Genomic DNA, 20,124 nt, shown 5'->3' with positions numbered 1-20,124 from the left:
ATGACCTCGTATAGGATGGGCAGAGTTAATGAGAGGGTAATGTGGTTCCATTACCCGCTATTGATATTTTTATTATTGTTATTATCTGAATGAATTAATCTTGCAGAGCACGGGCTCGCTTTATTTTCTGTTGATTATCATCGTCGGCGCTAGGGTACAGGCTAAAATTAAAACTGACTTCCGTATGTGCACCGGGAAGATCACGTTGCGCCGCAACTGCCGGATCGGTGATCTTCACAGGGTCGGCAATCAACTCATCACGGGTGGCGAAAGCAAAGTCATCCCACAGATAGCGGTCGCCGTTGAGGTTGATTTGGGTGGTCAGGTGTTTGTGACCTGGCGCAGAAACGAAGAAGTGAATATGCGCCGGGCGGTTACCGTGGCGTCCTAGCCTGTTAAGTAACGCCTGCGTTGGGCCATCAGGTGGGCAGCCGTAACCGGAAGGTAAAATACTGCGCACGGCATAACGCCCTTTGGCGTCGGTTTTTACCCGGCGGCGCAGGTTAAAAGTGCTTTGTGACTTGTCGAAGAATGAATAATTCCCCAGCGTATTGGCGTGCCAGATATCCACTACCGCATCAGCCAGCGGCTTGCCGTTGGCGTCATTGACTTGGCCATGCAACCACATTACTTCACCAGCATCGGCCCCGTCATCCATACGTGCAAAGCCTTCGCTCAGTGGTGCATTGGCGACGTACAAAGGCCCTTCAATGGTGCGCGGTGTGCCACCCGTTAACCCTTGTGCCTGTTCACGTTGATCATCACGCAGGTCAAGATAGTGTTCCAGTCCCAAGCCTGCCGCCAGCAGCGCCGCTTCCTGACGGCCACCCAGCGTATGCAGATAATTTACCGCCTGCCAGAACTCCTCTGGCGTGATGTCGTACTGCTCAATCAACCGGCAGATGTCGCCCAGCAATTGATGGATGATTTTTTTGAAGCGCGGATCGCCGCCTTCGCTGGTAAAGCCGCTGCTGATTTCCAGTAATTTAATGACGTCTTGATGCTGATCGAAGGAAATAGACATTGCGAATTCCTCATTGCTTATTATGTAGGGTATGAGAATAACCACCGTTAACGGATAATTTATTTGGGTGTTATCCCGTTTTTTATTTGTCGTTGTCGCGAATAGATGAAGGATGCCTGCACAAGGCATCAACACGAATATCCATATAAGGGTAGAGTGGTAGGGCGGATAATATATCGTGCAGCTCAGCGTTACTTTCCACATCGAAAATACTGATGTTGGCGTAACTGCCGGCTATGCGCCAAATATGCCGCCATTTACCGGATAACTGTAATTCCTGAGAATATATTTTTTCACGCGACTTAATGTCATCGGCAACACTTTTTGGCATGTCGATGGGCAGTTTCACGATCATTTCTACTTTAAATAGCATAGCGATGTTCCCCGTTTATTTACGCAGGTAAAATTGCAGCTTGTCTTCATCAACGTCTATCCCCAATCCAGGGCCGGACGGCAAGCGGACCTGGCCGTTAGCGAAGGTGAGCGGTGTAGAAACGACGTCGTCTTTCAGCAGCAGTGGGCCGAACATCTCACTGCCCCAGTCCAGGTTCAGCGTTGACCAGGCATGCAGTGACGCTACGGTGCCCAACGTGCCTTCCAGCATGGTACCGCCGTAAAGTGCAATGCCGGCAGCCTGCGCCACTTGCGCCAGCTTCAATGCCTGTGCCGGCCCGCCTGCTTTCGCGATTTTCAGCGCATAGGCACCGGTAAAACCACCGGCCGCCAAAGCATAGCCGTCGTGAGCGTCGGCGACTGCCTCATCGGCCAAAATCGGCAGAGTAAAGCGCTGGCTAAGTTGAGTGAGTGCGGTTCGGTCCCACAGCGCCACAGGTTGTTCAACCAGATCGATCCCTATGTCTTGCAGTGCTGCCATCCCACGTACTGCAGTACCCGCGTCCCAGGCTTGATTAACGTCCACGCGAATGCTGACCTCAGGCCCCAGGGCTTGTTTAATCGCTTGGGTGTGCCGCAGATCATCCGCCAGTGATCGGGCACCGATCTTCAACTTGAAGGCGTTATGTCGTCCTTCCACCAATAGCTTTTGCCCTTCGGCGATGTCCTTTTGTGTATCGCCACTCGCCAGCGTCCACAACACCGGCAAAGTGTCGCTCAGCGCACCACCGAGCAGGGTGCTGATGGGCAAGCCAAGGCGTTTACCCTGTGCATCGAGAAAGGCGGTTTCCAGCGCTGATTTGGCAAAGGTGTTGCCCTTGACGTGGGCATTCATCAGTGCGACCAGCGGCGCCAGCCCATTGAAGCTTTTTCCGCGCAACAACGGTGCCAGATAGCTGTCGATCGCCGACTTGATCCCTTCTGGGCTTTCTGGGCCATAGCTCAGTCCGCCGATGGTGGTGGCTTCGCCCCAGCCGGTCAGGCCATCGGCGCAGGTGAGGCGCAGTAACGTCAGCGTCTGACAACCCATGGTCGCCATGGACAGCTTGTGTGGACGGATGGTCGGGATATCGACTAGCCAACTGTCGATGCGTTCAATATGAAGTTCCATACGCTATTCCTTCTCAGTCAAGAACTCGACAACGCTGCGGTTGAAGAGATCCGGGCAGGCAATATTGGAAATGTGTGACGCTGGCAGACAGTGCAGTTCAGCCCGTGGGGCGTTAACCACTAAAAATTCGGCGTCCGCAACCGTAGTGACCGGATCTTGTTCGCCGGCAATCACCCGCATTGGCCGTGTCATCAAGGCGACTTCACTACGTAGATCCGCTAGCGCCAATGCATCACAGCAGGCGGCGTAACCCTCGGCATTACCGGCTGCTAGCCCGGCGACCAGCGGGGCAACCTGTTCGGGCTGTTGCTGTAAAAAGGCCTCGCTGAACCAGCGAGCCGGCGATGCCGCCGCGATCGGCGCGAGCCCTGCGTTACGCACTTGCTGTGCTCGCTGCTGCCAGCCTTCGGGGCTGCCAATACGCGCGGCAGTATTGGCAACCACTAATCGGTTGATGCGTTGCGGGTGATAACGGTTGAGCCATAACCCGGTCAGGCCACCCATCGAAATGCCACAAAAGTGGGCTTTTTTGATCCCTAAATGGTCGAGAAGAGCGATCACATCCTGGCCCAGCGTTGTAAGTTGCAGCGACGTTGCCGGCAGCGGTGTGGCGCCGTGTCCGCGCTGGTTATAGCGCAATACCTGAAAATGTTCGCTCAGCACGGGCAACTGTGCCTGCCACATGTCAAAGGTCGTGCCGAGCGAGTTGGACAGTACTAACAACGGCGCATCGGCGCGGCCATCGAGGCGATAATCGATATCCATGTTCTTTCCCCGTTTCACACCCGTTCGATGATGAGGGCGATACCCTGGCCGACGCCGATGCACATGGTGCATAACCCGTAGCGACCGCGTGTTTTTTGTAATTGCCAGGCCGCGTTCATCACCAATCTGCCGCCGGAGGCACCCAGCGGGTGTCCGAGGGCGATCGCGCCGCCGTTGGGATTCACCTGAGCGGCGTCATCGCTCAACCCCAGTTCGCGGGTCACCGCCAGCGCTTGCGCCGCAAAGGCTTCGTTAAGTTCAATCACGTCCATATGATCAAGACGGAGTCCGGAAATTTTCAGCACTTTGCGTACAGCCTCGGCTGGCGCAAAGCCCATGATCGACGGCTCAATGCCGGTCACTGCGCTGGCGACAATACGTGCCATCGGTTGCAGACTGTGGCGAACCAGTGCGTTTTCGCTAGCCAACAGCAGGGCGCATGCGCCGTCGTTCAACCCAGAGGCATTACCGGCAGTGACCGTGCCTTGTGGATTTACCACGGGTTTCAGTTTTGCTAACGCCTCTGGCGTCGTGGCACGTGGATGTTCGTCTTGGCAAAACAGCAGTGGCTCGCCTTTCTTCTGTGCGATGCTGACCTCGATGAGTTGGTCGGCGTAAAAACCACTCTCCTGCGCGGCAGCGGTACGCTGCTGACTGCGCAGTGCAAAGGCATCTTGGTCTGCGCGGTTGACACTGAACTGCCGGGCGACGTTTTCGGCGGTTTGCGGCATGGAATCCACGCCGTACAGCGCTTGCATCTGCGGGTTGATAAATCGCCACCCCATAGTGGTGTCTTCTATTTTCATCGCCCGGCTGAAGGCGCTTTCTGCCTTGCCCATCACGTAGGGGGCACGGGACATACTCTCTACACCACCGGCGATCATCAGTTCGCTTTCACCGGTTTTGATCGCGCGAGCCGCCATCGCGACCGCATCCAGACTGGAACCGCATAAACGGTTCAGAGTACAGCCAGGTATTTGTACTGGCAGGCCTGCCAGCAACAACGCCATGCGCGCTACGTTGCGGTTGTCTTCTCCTGCCTGATTGGCGCAACCGAGCAGAACGTCGTCCACGGCGGTCCAGTCAAGCTGGGGGTGACGCGCCAGCAGTGCTTTCAACGGCAAGGCGGCCAGATCGTCAGCGCGGACGGTGGCCAGGCTGCCATTCAATCGGCCAAAAGGCGTGCGAACCGCGTCACACAGATAGGCTGGATGCATGTGGTTGTTCTCCGTGCTGCAAATCAAAGGTCAATTCGACCGGGGTGACGTCCTGTAACTGACGCGGGCTTAACCCGCCGAAAATTTCGCGCACCACCAGACCCTGAGGTGTGACGTCAATCACCGCCAGATCGCTGTAGATGCGATCGATGCAACCGACACCGGTGAGGGGATAGGTACAATGACGGACAATTTTGCATTCGCCTTTTTTAGTCAGGTGTTCGGTCATCACAAACACCTGACGCGCGCCAATTGCCAAATCCATCGCACCGCCGACCGCTGGGATAGCGCCCGGAGCGCCGGTGCTCCAGTTAGCCAAATCGCCACGTTCAGAAACCTGATAAGCACCTAGCACGCAGATGTCCAGATGACCGCCACGCATCATGGCGAAAGAATCACCGTGATGGAAAAAACAGCCACCTTTCAAAAGGGTGACGGGTTGTTTACCGGCGTTGATCAACTCGGGATCCTCCTGGCCCTCCGCTGGGGCCGGACCCATACCGAGAATGCCGTTTTCGCTGTGCAGGAAGATCTCCTTGTCTGCGGGTAGGTAGTTGGCGATTTGCGTCGGAATACCGATGCCAAGGTTCACATAAGCACCTTCAGGAATGTCACGGGCAATGCGTTCGGCCAATTGCTGATGAGTGAGTTTATTCATGGGGGTGTTCCTTAAGCCGACAATTGCGCAGAGTGGTCAGATGCGGTCACCAGGCGCTGGACGAAAATCCCTGGCGTAATAATGTTTTCGGGATCCAATTCACCCAGTGGCACCATCCGATTGACCTCGGCAATGGTGCAGGCGGCGGCCATCGCCATAATCGGCCCGAAATTTCGCCCGGTTTTGTAGTACAGCAGGTTGCCCCAACGATCGGCCCTGTCAGCCTTGATCAGCGCAAAGTCGGCCTTCAGCGGCAGTTCAAATACATACTGCCGACCGTCAATTTCGCGGGTTTCCTTACCCTGTGCCAGTTCGGTGCCATAGCCTGTTGGGGTATAAAAACCACCGAGCCCAGCGCCGGCAGCCTGAATGCGTGCCGCCAGATTACCCTGAGGGATCAACTCCAGTTCCAATTCGCCACGGCGGTATAAATCGTCAAATACCCAAGAGTCGGACTGACGTGGGAATGAGCAGATCACCTTACGGACGCAGCCGGCCTTCAGCAGTGCTGCCAGGCCAAAATCCCCGTTGCCGGCGTTATTGCTGATCAACGTCAGATCGCGCGGACGATGACGAATCAACGCATCCAACAGCGCATAAGGCTGACCGGCAGGGCCAAAACCACCGACCATAATGGTTGTGCCGTCAGGGATATCAGCGACAGCGGCGTCTGCGGATGCCACACTTTTATCGATCATTTGCTCTCCTCGGTATGCTGAGAATCTGTCAGCGCCGTATTAAGGGGTCTGAAATCAATTTATGGGATGAAAAATTAAGCAGCAAGTGCGAATATCAGTTCATTGTGCGATTATCGAAACATTGATAAGTTGGCGATGAATTTTGTGATGTAGGTAGCTAAATCACTCACTGACACCGGGCTCGGGGTTTTCGTCAGTGGATGGAGTGAACGAACGCCGGTAACAGCGCTGCAACGTGAAAGGCGACGGGTATATAATAGGCAGGTTGATTGAATGGGAGATCAGGATGAGTGACGTGTCGGAATTTGGCGCTGGAGAATTGCGTCGTTTGCAGGAAATCAGTGATTTAAGCAACGATCAATACAAAGGGGACCCTAATTTTATGGCCTCATTGGCCAGAGGGTTGGAGGTACTGCAGGCTTTTCAGCCACAGTATTCACAAATGTCTGTTTCTCAAATCAGTCAAATCACCGGTATTCCGCGTGCAGCGGTGCGTCGATGTCTGTACACCCTGCGTGCTTTGGGTTTTGTGCATTGCCCCGACGGCCGCCATTACCGGCTGCTGCCAAGGGTGCTGACCATTGGTCATGCCTATCTTTCCTCGTCCGAATTGGCGAAAGCCGCGCAAAATTCGTTGGATTACCTCAGTAAACTGCTAAACGAATCTTGCTCGGTAGCGACGCTGGACGGTGACAATATCCTCTATATCGCCCGTGCATCGGTTAAGCGCATCATGACAATCGATCTGGGCCGGGGCAGCCGTTTGCCCGCCTACGCGACGTCCATGGGGTTGGTGCTTCTTAGCGCACTGAATGAAGAGCAATTGGAAGATTATCTGTCGCGAGTTAACTTCGAACCGCTGACCGAGTTCACCGTAACCAATGCACAGCAACTGCGTGAACAGTTGGCGAAAGTGCGCCGACAGGGTTATGCCATCAATGATCAACAATTGGAGATAGGCTTGCGTTCGATCGCGGTGCCCATGCATTCACGTAAAGGTGGGGTCGTGGCGGCGATGAACGTGGGCGTCAACGCCTCGCAAATATCGTCGGCTGAATTGCGTGAGCGGGTATTGCCACAGTTGCAGCGCACGGCAATGGAACTGGCGCTGCTGCTGTAGACAAAATAAGGCCATGGGGCGGTTACTGAGGCATTCCCTCTGGGGCATTGCGTTCAGCCAAGTCTTCAAGCAAGGTCGCCGAGGGTACAAAGAACAGGCTGCCGGTGACCGCGTGGCTGAAATCAAGCAGGCGATCATAGTTGCCTGCCGGGCGGCCAACAAACATGTTTTCTAGCATTTGTTCGATAGGCTGAGGGGAACGCGCGTAGCCAATAAAGTAAGTGCCAAACTCGCCCATGCCGGGTTTACCAAAGGGCATATTGTCACGCAATATTTTGACTTCATCGCCATTCTCATCCACCAGTGTGGTCAACGAACTGTGAGATGACGAAGGTTTGACGTCTTCATCCAGCTCAATATTGGATTGTTTGTGACGACCAATAATGTTCTCTTGCGTTTCAACGGTCAGTGAATTCCAGCCCTTCATATCATGCAGGTATTTTTGTACCAACACGTAGCTACCGCCAGAAAACGCGGCGTCTTCGTTGCCAATCACCGTGTAGTCGAAGGCTTCATGTCCCTCAGGGTTTTCTGTGCCGTCGACAAAGCCAATCATTGCCCGTTGATCGAAATATCGGAAACCGTGAACTTCCTCAATGACCGTTACGGCATCGCCGAGTTTGTTCATTAACTGGGTTGCGAGTTCAAAGCACAGATCCATCTCATCGGCACGGATATGCAACAGAATATCGCCGGGTGTGGAAACGGCAATGCGGTCACCGGAGCCTATTTCGCGAAAAGGATGAAGTTGTGACGGACGTGGCTGACCAAATAGCCGATCCCAGGCTGTAGAACCAAATCCGCAGACACAGGTTAAGTTACCTGCCGGGGATCTTTTACCGACGGAACGGATCACGCCACTGATATCGGCGCACCAACCACGTACTGTCGCGAGGTGTGCTGGCTGGGTCGATAATGTTGCGACCAGGAAGATCGCATGGCGAGTAACAGGGCTGAAAACAGCCTGAGGTTGTTGCGTTTGGGTAGTCATAGCATCCGGTGCATTAGAAAGTCAGAGCTTAAAACTAATCTATTTTCACGTTTACGCCAACCGATTAACCGCAGTTTGATCGTGGGCATCTGTGGTGATGCAATGAGGCCCCAGGGGGATGTGTGACCTCTTATCCACGTTCGGTGTTTATCGGTTGTTTTCCTCGATGTATAAATCCGAGCGGTAGCACCGCCCGGATGTGCTTTCAGGGGGCTATATCGAAAGGATCGTCAATGGATTTTGCTGGTGGGGTAAACCAGCGAGCTCCGTTCTCAGTGACGTAAAAATGGTCCTCAAGGCGAATACCGAACTTACCCGGCAGGCATAACATGGGTTCGATGCTGGCACACATGCCGACATCGAGCGGCTGCGCCTGTTTACGGATCAGATAGGGGGCCTCATGAATGTCCAGCCCAATACCGTGTCCGGTACGATGTGGCAAGCCCGGCAACTGATAATCTGGCCCGAAGCCATGAGAGACCAGCACTTCGCGCGCAGCATCATCCACTTTATGGCAGGGCACGCCCGGTGCGATAACCGCAAACGCCGCGGCCTGCGCTTCATGTTCGGCTTGCCACGCGAAACGTTGCTGTTCGCTGGCGTCACCGTACACATAGGTGCGGGTAATATCAGACAAATAATCTTTGTAGCGGCAACCGGTATCGAGCAATACGACATCGTTGTGCTGCAACGGTTTAGGCTCTTTCACACCGTGCGGGAACGCACTATCCGATCCAAATAGCGCAATACAAAAGTAAGACCCTGATGTGCCCATTTTACGATGGGCTTTATCGACGAAATCGACCAGCTCTCTGGCGGTGAGACCTGGACGCAATATACTTGCTGCGGCCTGCTGTACACGCAACGTAATGTTATTGGCCGTCTGCATCAGTGCGATTTCCGTTGCCGATTTACGGCTACGGCAGTGCCCGGTGATAGGCTGTGAGCTGATCAAGCTCATGTTGCCTGCATGCTGCTGCAAACCAAGGAACAGTGTCACTGACGCGGTTTCGCAAATAGCTATTTTGTACTGACGACCGTGGCCAGCCAGCCCACGAGAAGCCAGAACAGTGAAGAACAGCTGATAGGGGTCTTCCTCTTCGTGCCAACTGAATATCTCGGCCTCAACAACTTGCGCGTCTTTAAACGTACCGATTTCAAACCAGGGCACAATATAGGCGACTTCCCCTTCAGCTGGGATCACTGCACCCACCATGCGCTCGCTGGGCGACCAATGGGTCCCGGTAAAATAGAGCAAATTGCTACCCGCATTGATGTAGCAGGCGTCAATGCCGTTTTGGCGCATCAGGTGTTGTGCTTGTTGAATGCGCTGTCGGTACTCACTGGCGGCAATGTCAGGCGGATTGTCCGTTAACGGTTGCAACTGTTCCAGGGCGTCTTGCGGCGTGCAACCGCCAATGCCTGTAGCCATGCTTTTCTCCTTGTGAAATGTGAAATATCTGGGGCAATGTCCCAGCATGCTAAACCTTCATCATAAGTAAAGCGCAGTACCAATACTTGGCTCCAATAGATAATAAAACTGTCGATTACGGCACAGTTTTCTCCGGTGCCGTGATGCAATCGAGGCCACCCAACAGATTTTGGAGTAAATGGTGTTATAGGCTTACCAGGAATTATATTTTCACATGAATCATAAGATAACCTATTGTATTATAGTGGTAATGCATAAATGCAGTATTGTGATGCAAAAATGCTCTTGTAAATATTGATTAGCGTTGCTAATTCTTAATGCCCATCTTATTAAATGTTCTTATTTGATTTTCTAATTTTCCAAGAGGGGCATGAATCATTATCAATCACGATGCTGTGAATATTAAAAATACTAAGCTGCCTACGCTGTAGGTAAAGTGGGGTTATTTCTGAGTGCTAATTACACGCCAGCGGTAATGTGAATCTTGTAAATTAATGATTTTCCGCGTTGTACGCATATTATGATAAGTGATTGGATATATTTTAATTGATATTTCTGGTCGCTGGCGCATACCTAATTTTATTAACGAGAGTCCTTTATGGAAACAAAAGACCTTGAGTCTACATTCAGTTTTGCTTCCTATACTAGATTACTGTCCGGACCTGGACATGCTACGCTTTCATTATTTGGTCTGCTCGTTCGATTTCCTGTGGCGATGCGATCTATTAGCTGCATCATGTTAATTTCTGCAACCACTAATTCGCTGTGGATCGCAGGCACTGTCGCTGGGACGCTAATGATTACACAAGCGTTAGCCAGCCCCGTGTTGGGTCGATTTGCTGACCAAATAAGTCAGCGAAAGGTTCTTATTACCACCAGCTGCTGTCATGTCATTGCAATAGCGCTACTTATCGTCTTAGTGCTATTCAACGCACATTTATGGGCGATCATGGCTGCGGCTATTTGTATCGGTTGTTCATCCGTACCGGTTGATGGATTTATTCGGACGCGTTGGGCGTCGATGGTTACCGATGAGGCATTACGAACGGCGTATGCATTAGAGACGGTTCTCGATGAAATTATTTTCTTATTGGGGCCGCTAATAGCCATTGTTTTAGCAACCGTGTTACACCCTGCCGCAGGTTTGATCTTGTGCGCCATACTTACGTTCAGTGGTTCTATGGCACTAGTGCTGCATCGGCGTTCAGAGCCCGTTATTGTGCAGAAAACCGATAAAAATACCCGCAAGGCCATTAGCATGGCATGGGTTCGTCGGCTGATGATTTCCTATGCCGCAGTCGGCATCTTCCTCGGGGCTATCGACGTCATGATGATTGCTTTTGCAAAAGAGGCGGGCAATCCCACTCTGGCCGGCGTGCTATTGTCGCTTTGTGCAGCGGGTAGTCTGGTGGGTGGCATCTGTTATGGTGCGATGAACTGGTCTATACCGCAACCACGGTTACTGCTTATCACTTCCGCTACGTTGTGTGCAGGGACGCTTCCTCTCGTGTTCACCAATGCCCCCATCATTATGGGCATCTCTGCGTTTATAGCCGGTATATCGGTGGCGCCGTTATTAATCACTTGCAGTAACCTATTGGAATCCTTAACCCCGAAAGGGTGCCTGTCTGAAGGGTTCTCCTGGTTGTCCAGTGCCGGATGGCTGGGGTTTTCCTTAGGGGTATCGGTAGGTGGGCAACTGTCTGATCAGGCAGGAGCCGCTCACGTCGCCTGGATCGCCGTTGCTGCCGGCGTACTCGCCTTGTTAGCCAGTCTGTTCAGCCAGTCATTACTCAGTGAGAAGTCAACGCCAAGCCCAATTTAATGGGCTATCTCAATATTATTACCGAGACAGGAAAACGGCAATCGTGAACCAGTTAACAACGGGTATTCCCGTTCCCCGTATTACCTTTAATGAATTTGTTGCCATGGGCGTTGAGGCCATATTTCGAGCCGATGTCCCGGTGATTATCACAGATTTACCCCTGGATATCAGTCATAGCGCGAATGATCTTATCGCACAGCGCTTGGGTGATGATAACGTCACCTTATTCCGGGAAGCCAGTAATAAGGAAAATACTGAGCGTTGGAAAACCATGAAAATACAGCTGCGTGGTTTTTTGGGGAATGAAGAATATCAGAAAGACCATAATACGTGGTATCGCGTGGTTTCCAATATTATGCACCGTCCGGAAGATATTAATGCCATTCTCGGATTCGACGCGTTTTCGTTGTTAGCCTCTCGGCGTGGGTTGAATGCGGCTAATTTGTGGATCAGTTACCACGGAGTTTTCACACAGAGCCACTTTGACGAATTGGAGAATTTTAATATTTCTCTGCAGGGAAGAAAGCGATTCGTTCTTTTTCCACCCGGCCGCCGGGATTACTACCCGCGTTCTATTCTCAAGGGGTTTGGCGATAAGTCACAGGTCTTCGATTTTAATAATATTGACCCCCAACGATTTCCCCGTCTGGCAGCGAAAATATCACAAAAGCGTGATTTTATTTTAGAGCCCGGTGAGATGCTCTATTTGCCGCTGGGATGGTGGCATCAGGCTGAATCTTTAGACGATCTAAACATCAACGTGAATTTTTGGTTGTGGGATCTAAAAATCCTGCGCCGTCCCTATGTCTTGTATTCCGCACTCTACACTGCCGCCTACCGCAAGTTCAAAGGCATCTACAACTATCAACCAGAACCTACCAAGAAGGAAGGAACTTGATGACCAGCCGTAAGAGGATTGTCCCAACTAACCAGTTTCGCAACAATGACAAAGCTATCGGTATTGGTAACCCTTTCTGGGATATGTCAGAGCAGAATGGGCTCGCAGGGATTATTGCCGGGCTCGATAATGATCTTTTGTCGACCCAAAGTGGCCATCAGTTTATCAACTTTAGCTGTTGTTCTTACCTGAATCTGGATTCCCATCCGAAGGTCATCGAGGGGGCCATCGATGCCATTCGTCGTTATGGCGTGCTGGATCACTGCATCGCCCGTAGCCGGGTTCAGCTCCCGGTGCTGAAAGCGCTGGAGGAGTCGCTCGGCGAACTGTTCCAGGCCGATGTTCTCAGCGGCGTGTCGGCCAGCAGCATCAGTGGGGGACTGCTCCCTTTGATCGCCTCCGGGCATTTGGGTAACGGTGTGCGGCCTTTAATGATCTTCGACAAGCACGCTCATGTGTCGCTGGCTGCGGCTAAACCTGCCTGTGCCGATGAAACCGAGGTTGTTACCTGCAATTACCATGACCTCGACTTCATCAAGGACTGCTGCAAGAAATACGAACGGGTCTGCTACGTGGTTGATGGCAGCGATAGCCTGGGGGGATATGCGCCGGTTAAAGAGTTGGCCGAGCTACAAGACAAATACGGCCTAATGGTGTTTTACGATGATTCCCACTCTATCTCCGCGTATGGCGAGCGCGGGATCGGCTATGTTCGCTCGCACAGCCCGGCGTTGAATGAGAACACCATAATGGTGGTCACGCTCAACAAAGCTTTCGGTACCAGCGGTGCGGCAATATTGCTTAACGGCTATTCGCAGAAGATGCTACGTCTGGTCGAGCGTTTTGGCGGTGGGCTCAACTATTCACAAAATCTAAACACGGCTGCGATTGGTGCGAGCTTGGCCTCCGCAGACATTCACCGAACGGCTGAATTGCCGCTGTTGCAGAAGAAACTGTACGACAACATTTCACTCTTCGACTCACTGATACCAACAGAGCAAAGCGGCAATACTTACCCGATCCGTTTGGTGCCGATGAGCGATGAGACGGTGATCAAAGAAGGGCGTCGGGTAATTGAGGCCGGTTTTTATGTCTCCCCGGTATTTTTCCCTATTGTCGCTAAAGGCACCGCTGGCTTGCGGGTCATGATGCGTGCCGGGCAAAAAGAAGAGCAAATTCGAAGTTTGTGCAAGATTCTGGCTGAAGTGAGGGCGCCTCAATGACGGATATCACACGCGCTATTCCCCGTAGCATTCTGTACACGCCGGCTTTATCACTTAACCGCGTTGTTAAGGCGCTGTCTTATGATGCCGATGTCCATTTGATTGATTTGGAGGATTCCGTTCCAGGTCCAGCCAAAGCCGAAGGAAGGATGATCTGCCGTACTGCTCTTGATAATGCCCCAGCGTCTGCAAATATTGCCGTGCGTATCAATGCACTGGGTACGATTGATGCGTTACATGATGTAGTCATGCTTTGCAGCGGCAGCGCCACACCGGGTTTCATCGTCATGTCCATGGTCAGGTCGCCTGCCGAGGTTATTTTTCTGCGTGAAACCTTCGCTTCCGCAGGCAAGTACCCAGAAATTTATCTGACCATAGAGACTGTAGAAGCCATTACCGATCTTGATAATGTGGCGTCAGTGGCTGACGGATTGATTTTTGGCTCCGCAGATTTGGCCGCCACCCTTGGCGTACAGATTACCTGGTCTGGGATGTTGGCGGCTCGTCAGGCCATGGTTTTGGCGAGTGCCAGACACGGCATTGGTTGCATTGATACCGCCAATTACCGTCTTTCCGAACCCGAGGTATTGGCAAACGAAATTCAAAACGCCAAAGATCTGGGTTTCCACGGTAAAGCCACCGTGCATCCCAGCGAACTTGAGTTGATCAATACAGCGCTTCGGCCGAATGAAGAAGCGTTATTGATCGCACGTCGCATTACCGATGCCGTCCAGGCAGCCGAAGGGGGAATTGCCTTGCTGGATGGGCACATGGTGGGGCCACCTTTTGCCCGTATGGCCCGGACGACTCTGGGGTTAGGCAAGGCGTGGGCTGCGCGATTCGACAGGAGCAACCCATGACGCTTTCCGTTGCCGTTATCGGGACTGGTGCCATTGGCATGGATCTGGTCAATAAAATACACCGTTCACCCTTACTTAATTGCCAATTGCTCGCAGGGCGTAACAAGGATTCCGCCGGTCTTGAAATCGCAGCCCAGTTGGGCTGCCCGACCAGCGCTAGCGGCATTGACGCTATTTTGGCCGCGCCAAAACCCTTCGATGTGGTGTTCGACGCCACTAACGCGATGTCACATGTCAAACATTGGGAACTATTACGCCCGCTAGGCACGTTACTGATCGACTTAACACCCAGTCATGTTGGGAAAATGATAGTACCAACAGTGACGGGAACAGACGCGTTGGCCGATCGCAATGTCAGTCTAATCAGCTGTGGCGGGCAGGCATCGATACCTATCCTGCATGCGCTTAGTCAGCACTTTGTCATTAACGATATCGAAGTGGTAGCGACGGTCGCCAGTGACATTCTCGGGCGAGCGACCCGAATCAACATCGATGAATATGTGGAAACAACGCAGATTGCACTCAGCGCGTTCACCGGTGTGGCAAATACCAAGGCAATCCTCAACATCAGTCCAGCAGCACCGCCTGCCATGTTCAGAGTCACGATTTTTGCCGATATCCCTGGCGCGACAATGGAACAGATAACGCCTGTCGTTGCAGCTGCGGCTGCCGCGGTGCGTGAATTCTCAGCGGGTTATACGTTGACAGCGTGCAAGGTCACGGAAGGGCGAGTGTCGATTTCTCTGGAGGTTGTCGCCAGTAGCAGTGTGATGCCTGAATACGCGGGGAACCTGGATCTGATCAATTCCGCCGCCATTCTGGTTGCTGAACAGTATGCCGCTTTTCGAAACAAAATGGAGGGCGCTAATGGCTATCCTAATTAACGATTCAACCCTGCGTGATGGCCAGCATGCGGTCAAACACCAACTCACCGCGGTTCAGTTGCGAGACTACGCGACCGCTGTCGATCAAACGGGCGTATCAATTGTTGAAGTTGGTCACGGGAACGGGCTTGGCGCGTCCTCTTACCAGGTAGGGCGAGCCGCATTAAGCGATGATGAGATGCTGGCTATCGTGCGTGAGGCATTGGTAAACACCAGGATGGGCGTGTTTATGTTGCCCGGTTGGGGAACCATCGCTGACTTGTCAAAAGCGCTTGCCCACGGCACGGATGTGGTTCGCATTGGTACGCATTGTACGGAGGCTACCCTCGCCGAACGCCACGTGGGATGGTTGCGTGAGCGGGGGGCGCAAGCGCACGCGGTGCTGATGATGAGCCACATGGCAACGCCTATGGAATTGGCTACGCAGGCCGAACAGCTAGTGGGGTACGGCGCACAGGCTGTCGGCATCATGGATTCTGCTGGCAGTCTCCTGCCTCAGGACGTTACTGCGCGCATCACGGCGATGCGAATGCAGGTTGATGTGCCGCTGATTTTTCACGGGCATAACAATTTGGGGATGGCGGTGGCTAACTCGGTGGCTGCTGCGCAAGCTGGGGCCACCATTATTGATGGCTGCGCGCGAGGATTCGGCGCTGGAGCGGGGAATACCCAACTGGAAGTTTTGGTGCCAGTGTTAGAGCGTCTGGCGTTTAAAACGGGTATAGATCTTTATCGCTTCCTTGATGCCGCAGAGCTTGCGGCCCGCGAGTTAATGGTTACCCCACCGATGATCGACTCTCTGGGCATTGTTAGTGGCCTGGCAGGCGTATTTTCGGGTTTCAAAAATCCGGTCATCAACCATGCAGGTACCGCAGGGGTCGATCCACGCGATGTATTTTTCGAACTGGGAAAACGACAAGTCGTTGCCGGGCAAGAAGACCTTATCGTTGAGGTGGTGGCTGAATTGAAGAGGGTCGCCTTGTGACGATGCGAATCATAAGTGAAGCCGAAATGTCGGGAAATACCCCACTGCGGCATGTCATGGCCAGCCTGAGTGACGTGTTCCAGGATTTACGTGGTGGGAAAGAACAGTCACCGTCACGAATGTTATTGAACCATGGTCCTTCCGAAATGTTAATCAGCCCGGCGGGGTGGATGAAACGCGGTGTTGCCAGTGTCAAGATAACCACGCTGACGCCCGGTAATTCCACGCAGGGGCTTCCGCTAATTCACGGCGTGGTGGTGCTAACGGACATCAATACGGGTCAGATAATGGCGTTACTCGATGGTGCTGCGTTAACCGCCGTGAGAACCAGCGCGGTTGCAGGCTTGGCAACCCATTTGTGTGCTCCTGCGGGGGCCGCTGACCTTGCCATTCTGGGGGCGGGTGTACAGGCTCGGGCAACCTTGTTGGCGATGCTTGCCGTACGTCAGATTGCCCGAGTGCGGATTTATTCCCGCACAATAGCCAGAACCGAAGCGTTCGTGCAGTGGGCGCGGACGGTGACGGCGGCTCAGGTTGTCATCTGTCAGAGCCTGTTCGACGCAGTGCAAGGCGCAGAGATTATCTGCACCACCACGTCCACGTCTTCTTGCGAGCCTTTGATTGCAGCCGATTGGGTCGCACCGGGAGCACATCTGAATATCATCGGTGGTACCCACGAAGACGCGATTGAAGTGGACCCCGTTTTATTGAAAACGGCGTTTGTCGTGGTGGAAACCGGGCCTTCTGCTCAGGAAGATGCCGGGGAGGTTCGCACTGCCCTCAATAAAGGGTATATCCAGCCTGTACATCTTCATGAACTCGGCGCTCTTATTCTTGGTGAGGTTGCTGCTAATGAAGGGCAGACCACGCTATTTCGCAGCGTAGGTTTGGCTATTGAAGATACGGCGGCTGCGCTCGCACTTTACGAATTCAGGGAGAAAACGGCATGTTAAGGCGGATTGGCGACAACGAATATGTTGAAGAGCACGGTGGCGATTACGAGGATTTCGAGCCTGGCATGACGATTAAACATTGGCCTGGTCGTACGCTCAGTGAGGCTGATAACACATGGTTGACCTTATTGACGATGAATCAACACCCCTTACATTTCGATCAGGCATACGGTGCCCAGGTCGAGTATGGTCGTGTTCTGGTGAACAGTAGCATTACGTTGGCTCTGGTCAGCGGTATGACGGTGCAGGCATTGTCGGCCCGGGCAGTCGCTAACCTGGGGTGGGAAAAAGTGCGACTAAAAGATCCGCTTTTTGTCGGAGATACGCTCTACGCAACGAGCAAAATCCTGGCGAAACGCCATTCAAAATCCCAACCTAATAAAGGCATTATCACGGTGGAAACCTTGGGGATCAAATCCACGGGAGAAACGGTGATCACCTTTGAAAGATCTTTCATGGTGCTGCGCCGGGATTATATTCAACCTCAATCTTCACCCGCACAGGAGTGAGTAAAGAGGGTGATGCTTACTTGTGGGAATGGCTGAGGAAGTCCCCGTGGATGAGCGCTACGGGGATAACCTGTGCAGGAGATGAACAGAAAGCGCTCGCCGACATGAGCGCCGTCTCCTCAAGGCTAAAATCTGCGAGGTAACTCTCGTTTATAGTCATTCGGAATGGGGGGTTATGTACTATTGTTTTCTGTTTGCAGCACGCTACACACCGCTTCCGGTCGTGGGCGCAGCGGAGAGAACAGATGAACAAACGGGAATTAGAAAGCGCGATTGTCACCGATTTTTCCAAACGCATGAGCTACGGTGATTACCTGTGCCTGGACCAACTGCTGGACTGTCAGCACCCGCTGTCTAACCCGCAGCATCATGATGAGATGCTCTTTGTGGTGCAGCACCAGACGTCTGAGCTGTGGATGAAATTGATGCTGCATGAGCTGCAAGCGGCACGGGCTTTGGTACAGCAAGACAAACTCAGCCACTGCTTCAAGATCCTGGCGCGGGTTAAACAGATTCAACGTCTGTTATTTGAACAATGGGCGGTGTTGGAAACCCTGACGCCGTCGGAATATGTTGAGTTCCGTGACGTGCTGGGCAACTCCTCAGGTTTCCAGTCTCACCAATACCGCTCCATCGAGTTTTTACTGGGTAACAAGAATGCGGCAATGCTGGCCGTGTTCAGTAACGATGCGGAAAAACACGCTGCGCTGAAAGCGATCCTCGAAGCGCCAAGCTTGTACGATGAATACTTGCTCTATCTGTCCCGCCATGGCTTGCCTATCCCTCAAGAGTGTATCGAACGTGATTGGACGCAGCCTTATCAGCGTAATCCGAACTTGTTGCCCGCGTTCAAAGAGATTTATGACCACCCGCAAAAGTATTGGGAAGCCTATGAAATGGCTGAAAAGCTGGTGGATATAGAAGAAAGCTTCCACCTGTGGCGTTTCCGCCATATGAAGACAGTGGAACGCATCATCGGTTTTAAAACGGGTACCGGCGGCTCAAGTGGGGTCAGTTTCCTGAAAAAGGCGCTGGAGTTGACCTTCTTCCCTGAGCTACTGGATGTGCGCACCGAAATTGGCGCTTAGGCGACATCCCGTAATGCGGTGAGGAGAGAGTGATGACGATCAGAATAGAAGATAAGCCGGCGGAAAAAGTGGTGGGTGTGCGGGTGGTCGGGTCTTACCCGCAAACCATTCCTCAGGGCTGCCAACGGTTGATGGCCTGGCAGCAACAACAAGGCGTTCCGATAGGCAAATGGCTGGTGCTATATTGGGACGATCCGTCGGAGGTGGCACCTGAACAGTTGCGGGCCGATGTGGTATTTACCGTGCCGGATGACTTTGTACTGCCGACGACGGCCAGTGAGGGTTTTGCTGTGCAAATGCTGCCTGCCGGGTTATACGGCGTCTATAACGTGCGGATTACCGATGGCGATTTTGGCAAAGCCTGGACGGATTTCTATCAGAGAGAACTGCCAGCCAGTGGCTATAAACCAACGGCAGGCGTCAGTTACGAGCATTACCTTAACGACTGTGAAGCCGACGGTTATTTTGACCTCGATATTTATCAGACGGTGCAGAAAATATAAGGCCTAATCCCGATTTGCTGGGATTAAACCTCGATTTCGCCAAAGTTTAACTGGGCAATGGTGTCACACAGCCAGGCCAGCGCTGGATCTCGCTTGGCCTGTCGACCGGCGATCAAATCTATCGAAAACGTAGCCACTGCCAGCTCCGTGGGCAGTGGCAGGAAACAGACCTTTTTCGGATCGGAAAACTGTTTGGCGACGCTGTAGGCAAGAGTGGCGATCAGATCACTACCAGCGACTACAGCTGGCAGGGCGATAATATGGGAGAACGTCGCGGCAACCCGTCGTTCCAACCCCATTTCAGCCAAACGCCGATCGATGATCCCGCGTGCAGATCCGTCATCTGACGGTGCGTAAAGTGCGTGGGGCAGGCTGATATATTCTTGCAAGCTCCAGTTCCCGGCGGCCAACTGCGGGTGATGTTGGTTGGCGATACAGATGAAACTCTCGTTAAATAACGGTTGCACCCGCATGCCTTCCGCTGCATCCAGATGGCCGCCCAGGGCAATGTCGATCTCCCCTCGCTCAAGTTGTTGCACTATCGTGCGGCGGTCCAGCCGCGAAACGCGAATATCGATACCGGGTGCGTCCTGGCGCAGCCGGTTCATGATGGTAGGCAACAGCGTGATATCGGCATAGTCGCCGGCTGCTAACCTAAAGCGGCGTTGGTTTGCAGTAGCCGGATCGAAACGGGTCGGCGGCGTTAATGCCTGTCGAATTTGTTCCAGCACGGATTGTATCTGCGGCATTAGCTGGTGGGCGCGTGCGGTTGGCATCATGCTGCCGCCGCTGCGAACAAACAATGGGTCGCCAAACAGGGTGCGCAGTCGGGTCAGTGCATTACTGACCGAAGGCTGGGCGCGGTTCAGACTGCGGCCGGCTGCGGTGACATTGCGTGTTTGGTACAAGGCTTCAAACACCACCAGAAGATTGAGATCGACGCTGGATAAATTCATTTTATGAATACTCTATATATAGATAATCCAT

General features: G+C 53.0%; 21 protein-coding genes. 11 read left to right on the top strand and 10 right to left on the bottom strand.

Annotated features, from left to right (window positions below):
- Nucleotides 1-94: 94 nt before the first annotated feature.
- From catA to SGBXF1_RS15100, 7 genes are all read right to left on the bottom strand, one after another.
- Complete coding sequence (gene catA, locus SGBXF1_RS15130) at nucleotides 95-1,024, bottom strand: catechol 1,2-dioxygenase (RefSeq protein ID WP_037417347.1); 930 nt, start codon at nucleotides 1,022-1,024, stop codon at nucleotides 95-97.
- An 82-nt stretch (nucleotides 1,025-1,106) separates the two neighbouring features.
- Nucleotides 1,107-1,397, bottom strand: a complete 291-nt coding sequence (gene catC, locus SGBXF1_RS15125) for a muconolactone Delta-isomerase (protein WP_061806563.1) — start codon at nucleotides 1,395-1,397, stop codon at nucleotides 1,107-1,109.
- Nucleotides 1,398-1,412: 15 nt separating this feature from the next.
- A complete protein-coding gene (locus SGBXF1_RS15120) occupies nucleotides 1,413-2,528 on the bottom strand; it encodes a muconate cycloisomerase family protein (protein WP_186427092.1) in 1,116 nt (371 codons plus the stop codon).
- Nucleotides 2,529-2,531: 3 nt separating this feature from the next.
- Entirely contained in the window at nucleotides 2,532-3,293 is a 762-nt protein-coding gene (pcaD, locus tag SGBXF1_RS15115) for a 3-oxoadipate enol-lactonase (protein ID WP_186427091.1), read from the bottom strand.
- A gap of 14 nt (nucleotides 3,294-3,307) precedes the next feature.
- Entirely contained in the window at nucleotides 3,308-4,510 is a 1,203-nt protein-coding gene (gene pcaF, locus SGBXF1_RS15110) for a 3-oxoadipyl-CoA thiolase (RefSeq protein ID WP_061806560.1), read from the bottom strand.
- Nucleotides 4,488-5,168 (bottom strand): 3-oxoacid CoA-transferase subunit B, encoded by a 681-nt coding sequence (locus tag SGBXF1_RS15105; protein ID WP_037417360.1) that lies wholly within the window; start codon nucleotides 5,166-5,168, stop codon nucleotides 4,488-4,490. Before SGBXF1_RS15105 ends, pcaF begins: the two co-directional genes overlap by 23 nt.
- An 11-nt stretch (nucleotides 5,169-5,179) precedes the next feature.
- Nucleotides 5,180-5,866: a 3-oxoacid CoA-transferase subunit A gene (locus tag SGBXF1_RS15100; protein WP_186427090.1), complete on the bottom strand. Its 687-nt coding sequence runs from the start codon at nucleotides 5,864-5,866 to the stop codon at nucleotides 5,180-5,182.
- Between the two features lie 286 nt (nucleotides 5,867-6,152).
- Between SGBXF1_RS15100 and SGBXF1_RS15095 the strand changes: the two genes are divergently transcribed.
- Complete coding sequence (locus tag SGBXF1_RS15095; RefSeq protein ID WP_037417363.1) at nucleotides 6,153-6,986, top strand: IclR family transcriptional regulator domain-containing protein; 834 nt, start codon at nucleotides 6,153-6,155, stop codon at nucleotides 6,984-6,986.
- Between the two features lie 22 nt (nucleotides 6,987-7,008).
- On the opposite strand, the gene SGBXF1_RS15090 is transcribed toward SGBXF1_RS15095, so the two are convergent.
- Together SGBXF1_RS15090 and SGBXF1_RS15085 are read right to left on the bottom strand one after the other, a co-directional pair.
- Nucleotides 7,009-7,977, bottom strand: coding sequence for a Dyp-type peroxidase (locus SGBXF1_RS15090; RefSeq protein WP_186427089.1), 969 nt, complete (start codon nucleotides 7,975-7,977; stop codon nucleotides 7,009-7,011).
- A gap of 205 nt (nucleotides 7,978-8,182) precedes the next feature.
- Complete coding sequence (locus tag SGBXF1_RS15085; protein WP_186427088.1) at nucleotides 8,183-9,409, bottom strand: M24 family metallopeptidase; 1,227 nt, start codon at nucleotides 9,407-9,409, stop codon at nucleotides 8,183-8,185.
- Nucleotides 9,410-10,007: 598 nt separating this feature from the next.
- Between SGBXF1_RS15085 and SGBXF1_RS15080 the strand changes: the two genes are divergently transcribed.
- The 10 genes from SGBXF1_RS15080 (at nucleotide 10,008) to sbmC (ending at nucleotide 19,137) form a co-directional block, all read left to right on the top strand.
- Entirely contained in the window at nucleotides 10,008-11,234 is a 1,227-nt protein-coding gene (locus SGBXF1_RS15080; protein ID WP_061806556.1) for an MFS transporter, read from the top strand.
- A 43-nt stretch (nucleotides 11,235-11,277) separates the two neighbouring features.
- Nucleotides 11,278-12,132, top strand: a complete 855-nt coding sequence (locus tag SGBXF1_RS15075) for a cupin-like domain-containing protein (RefSeq protein WP_202819431.1) — start codon at nucleotides 11,278-11,280, stop codon at nucleotides 12,130-12,132.
- Nucleotides 12,132-13,355, top strand: a complete 1,224-nt coding sequence (locus tag SGBXF1_RS15070; protein WP_186427087.1) for an 8-amino-7-oxononanoate synthase family protein — start codon at nucleotides 12,132-12,134, stop codon at nucleotides 13,353-13,355. Before SGBXF1_RS15075 ends, SGBXF1_RS15070 begins: the two co-directional genes overlap by 1 nt.
- Nucleotides 13,352-14,215: an HpcH/HpaI aldolase/citrate lyase family protein gene (locus SGBXF1_RS15065; RefSeq protein WP_186427086.1), complete on the top strand. Its 864-nt coding sequence runs from the start codon at nucleotides 13,352-13,354 to the stop codon at nucleotides 14,213-14,215. Before SGBXF1_RS15070 ends, SGBXF1_RS15065 begins: the two co-directional genes overlap by 4 nt.
- Nucleotides 14,212-15,099: an acetaldehyde dehydrogenase (acetylating) gene (locus tag SGBXF1_RS15060; protein WP_061806553.1), complete on the top strand. Its 888-nt coding sequence runs from the start codon at nucleotides 14,212-14,214 to the stop codon at nucleotides 15,097-15,099. Before SGBXF1_RS15065 ends, SGBXF1_RS15060 begins: the two co-directional genes overlap by 4 nt.
- Nucleotides 15,083-16,084 (top strand): 4-hydroxy-2-oxovalerate aldolase, encoded by a 1,002-nt coding sequence (gene dmpG, locus SGBXF1_RS15055; RefSeq protein ID WP_130381196.1) that lies wholly within the window; start codon nucleotides 15,083-15,085, stop codon nucleotides 16,082-16,084. The genes SGBXF1_RS15060 and dmpG overlap by 17 nt, the downstream gene beginning before the upstream one ends.
- Nucleotides 16,085-16,110: 26 nt before the next feature.
- Nucleotides 16,111-17,037: an ornithine cyclodeaminase family protein gene (locus SGBXF1_RS15050; RefSeq protein WP_238320971.1), complete on the top strand. Its 927-nt coding sequence runs from the start codon at nucleotides 16,111-16,113 to the stop codon at nucleotides 17,035-17,037.
- Nucleotides 17,031-17,546, top strand: coding sequence for a MaoC family dehydratase (locus SGBXF1_RS15045; protein ID WP_037417384.1), 516 nt, complete (start codon nucleotides 17,031-17,033; stop codon nucleotides 17,544-17,546). Before SGBXF1_RS15050 ends, SGBXF1_RS15045 begins: the two co-directional genes overlap by 7 nt.
- Before the next feature lie 245 nt (nucleotides 17,547-17,791).
- A complete protein-coding gene (gene kynA / locus SGBXF1_RS15040; protein ID WP_061806550.1) occupies nucleotides 17,792-18,634 on the top strand; it encodes a tryptophan 2,3-dioxygenase in 843 nt (280 codons plus the stop codon).
- A gap of 32 nt (nucleotides 18,635-18,666) precedes the next feature.
- Complete coding sequence (gene sbmC / locus SGBXF1_RS15035) at nucleotides 18,667-19,137, top strand: DNA gyrase inhibitor SbmC (protein WP_186427084.1); 471 nt, start codon at nucleotides 18,667-18,669, stop codon at nucleotides 19,135-19,137.
- Between the two features lie 23 nt (nucleotides 19,138-19,160).
- Here the strand turns inward: sbmC and SGBXF1_RS15030 are convergent, their stop codons facing one another.
- Nucleotides 19,161-20,093: a LysR family transcriptional regulator gene (locus tag SGBXF1_RS15030; RefSeq protein WP_186427083.1), complete on the bottom strand. Its 933-nt coding sequence runs from the start codon at nucleotides 20,091-20,093 to the stop codon at nucleotides 19,161-19,163.
- Nucleotides 20,094-20,124 lie beyond the last annotated feature (31 nt).

The organism is Serratia grimesii (genome assembly GCF_900186025.1).
Lineage (GTDB): Bacteria > Pseudomonadota > Gammaproteobacteria > Enterobacterales > Enterobacteriaceae > Serratia > Serratia grimesii.
Note: the sequence above shows the minus strand (reverse complement) of the source record. Positions and strands in the feature narration are given on the sequence as shown.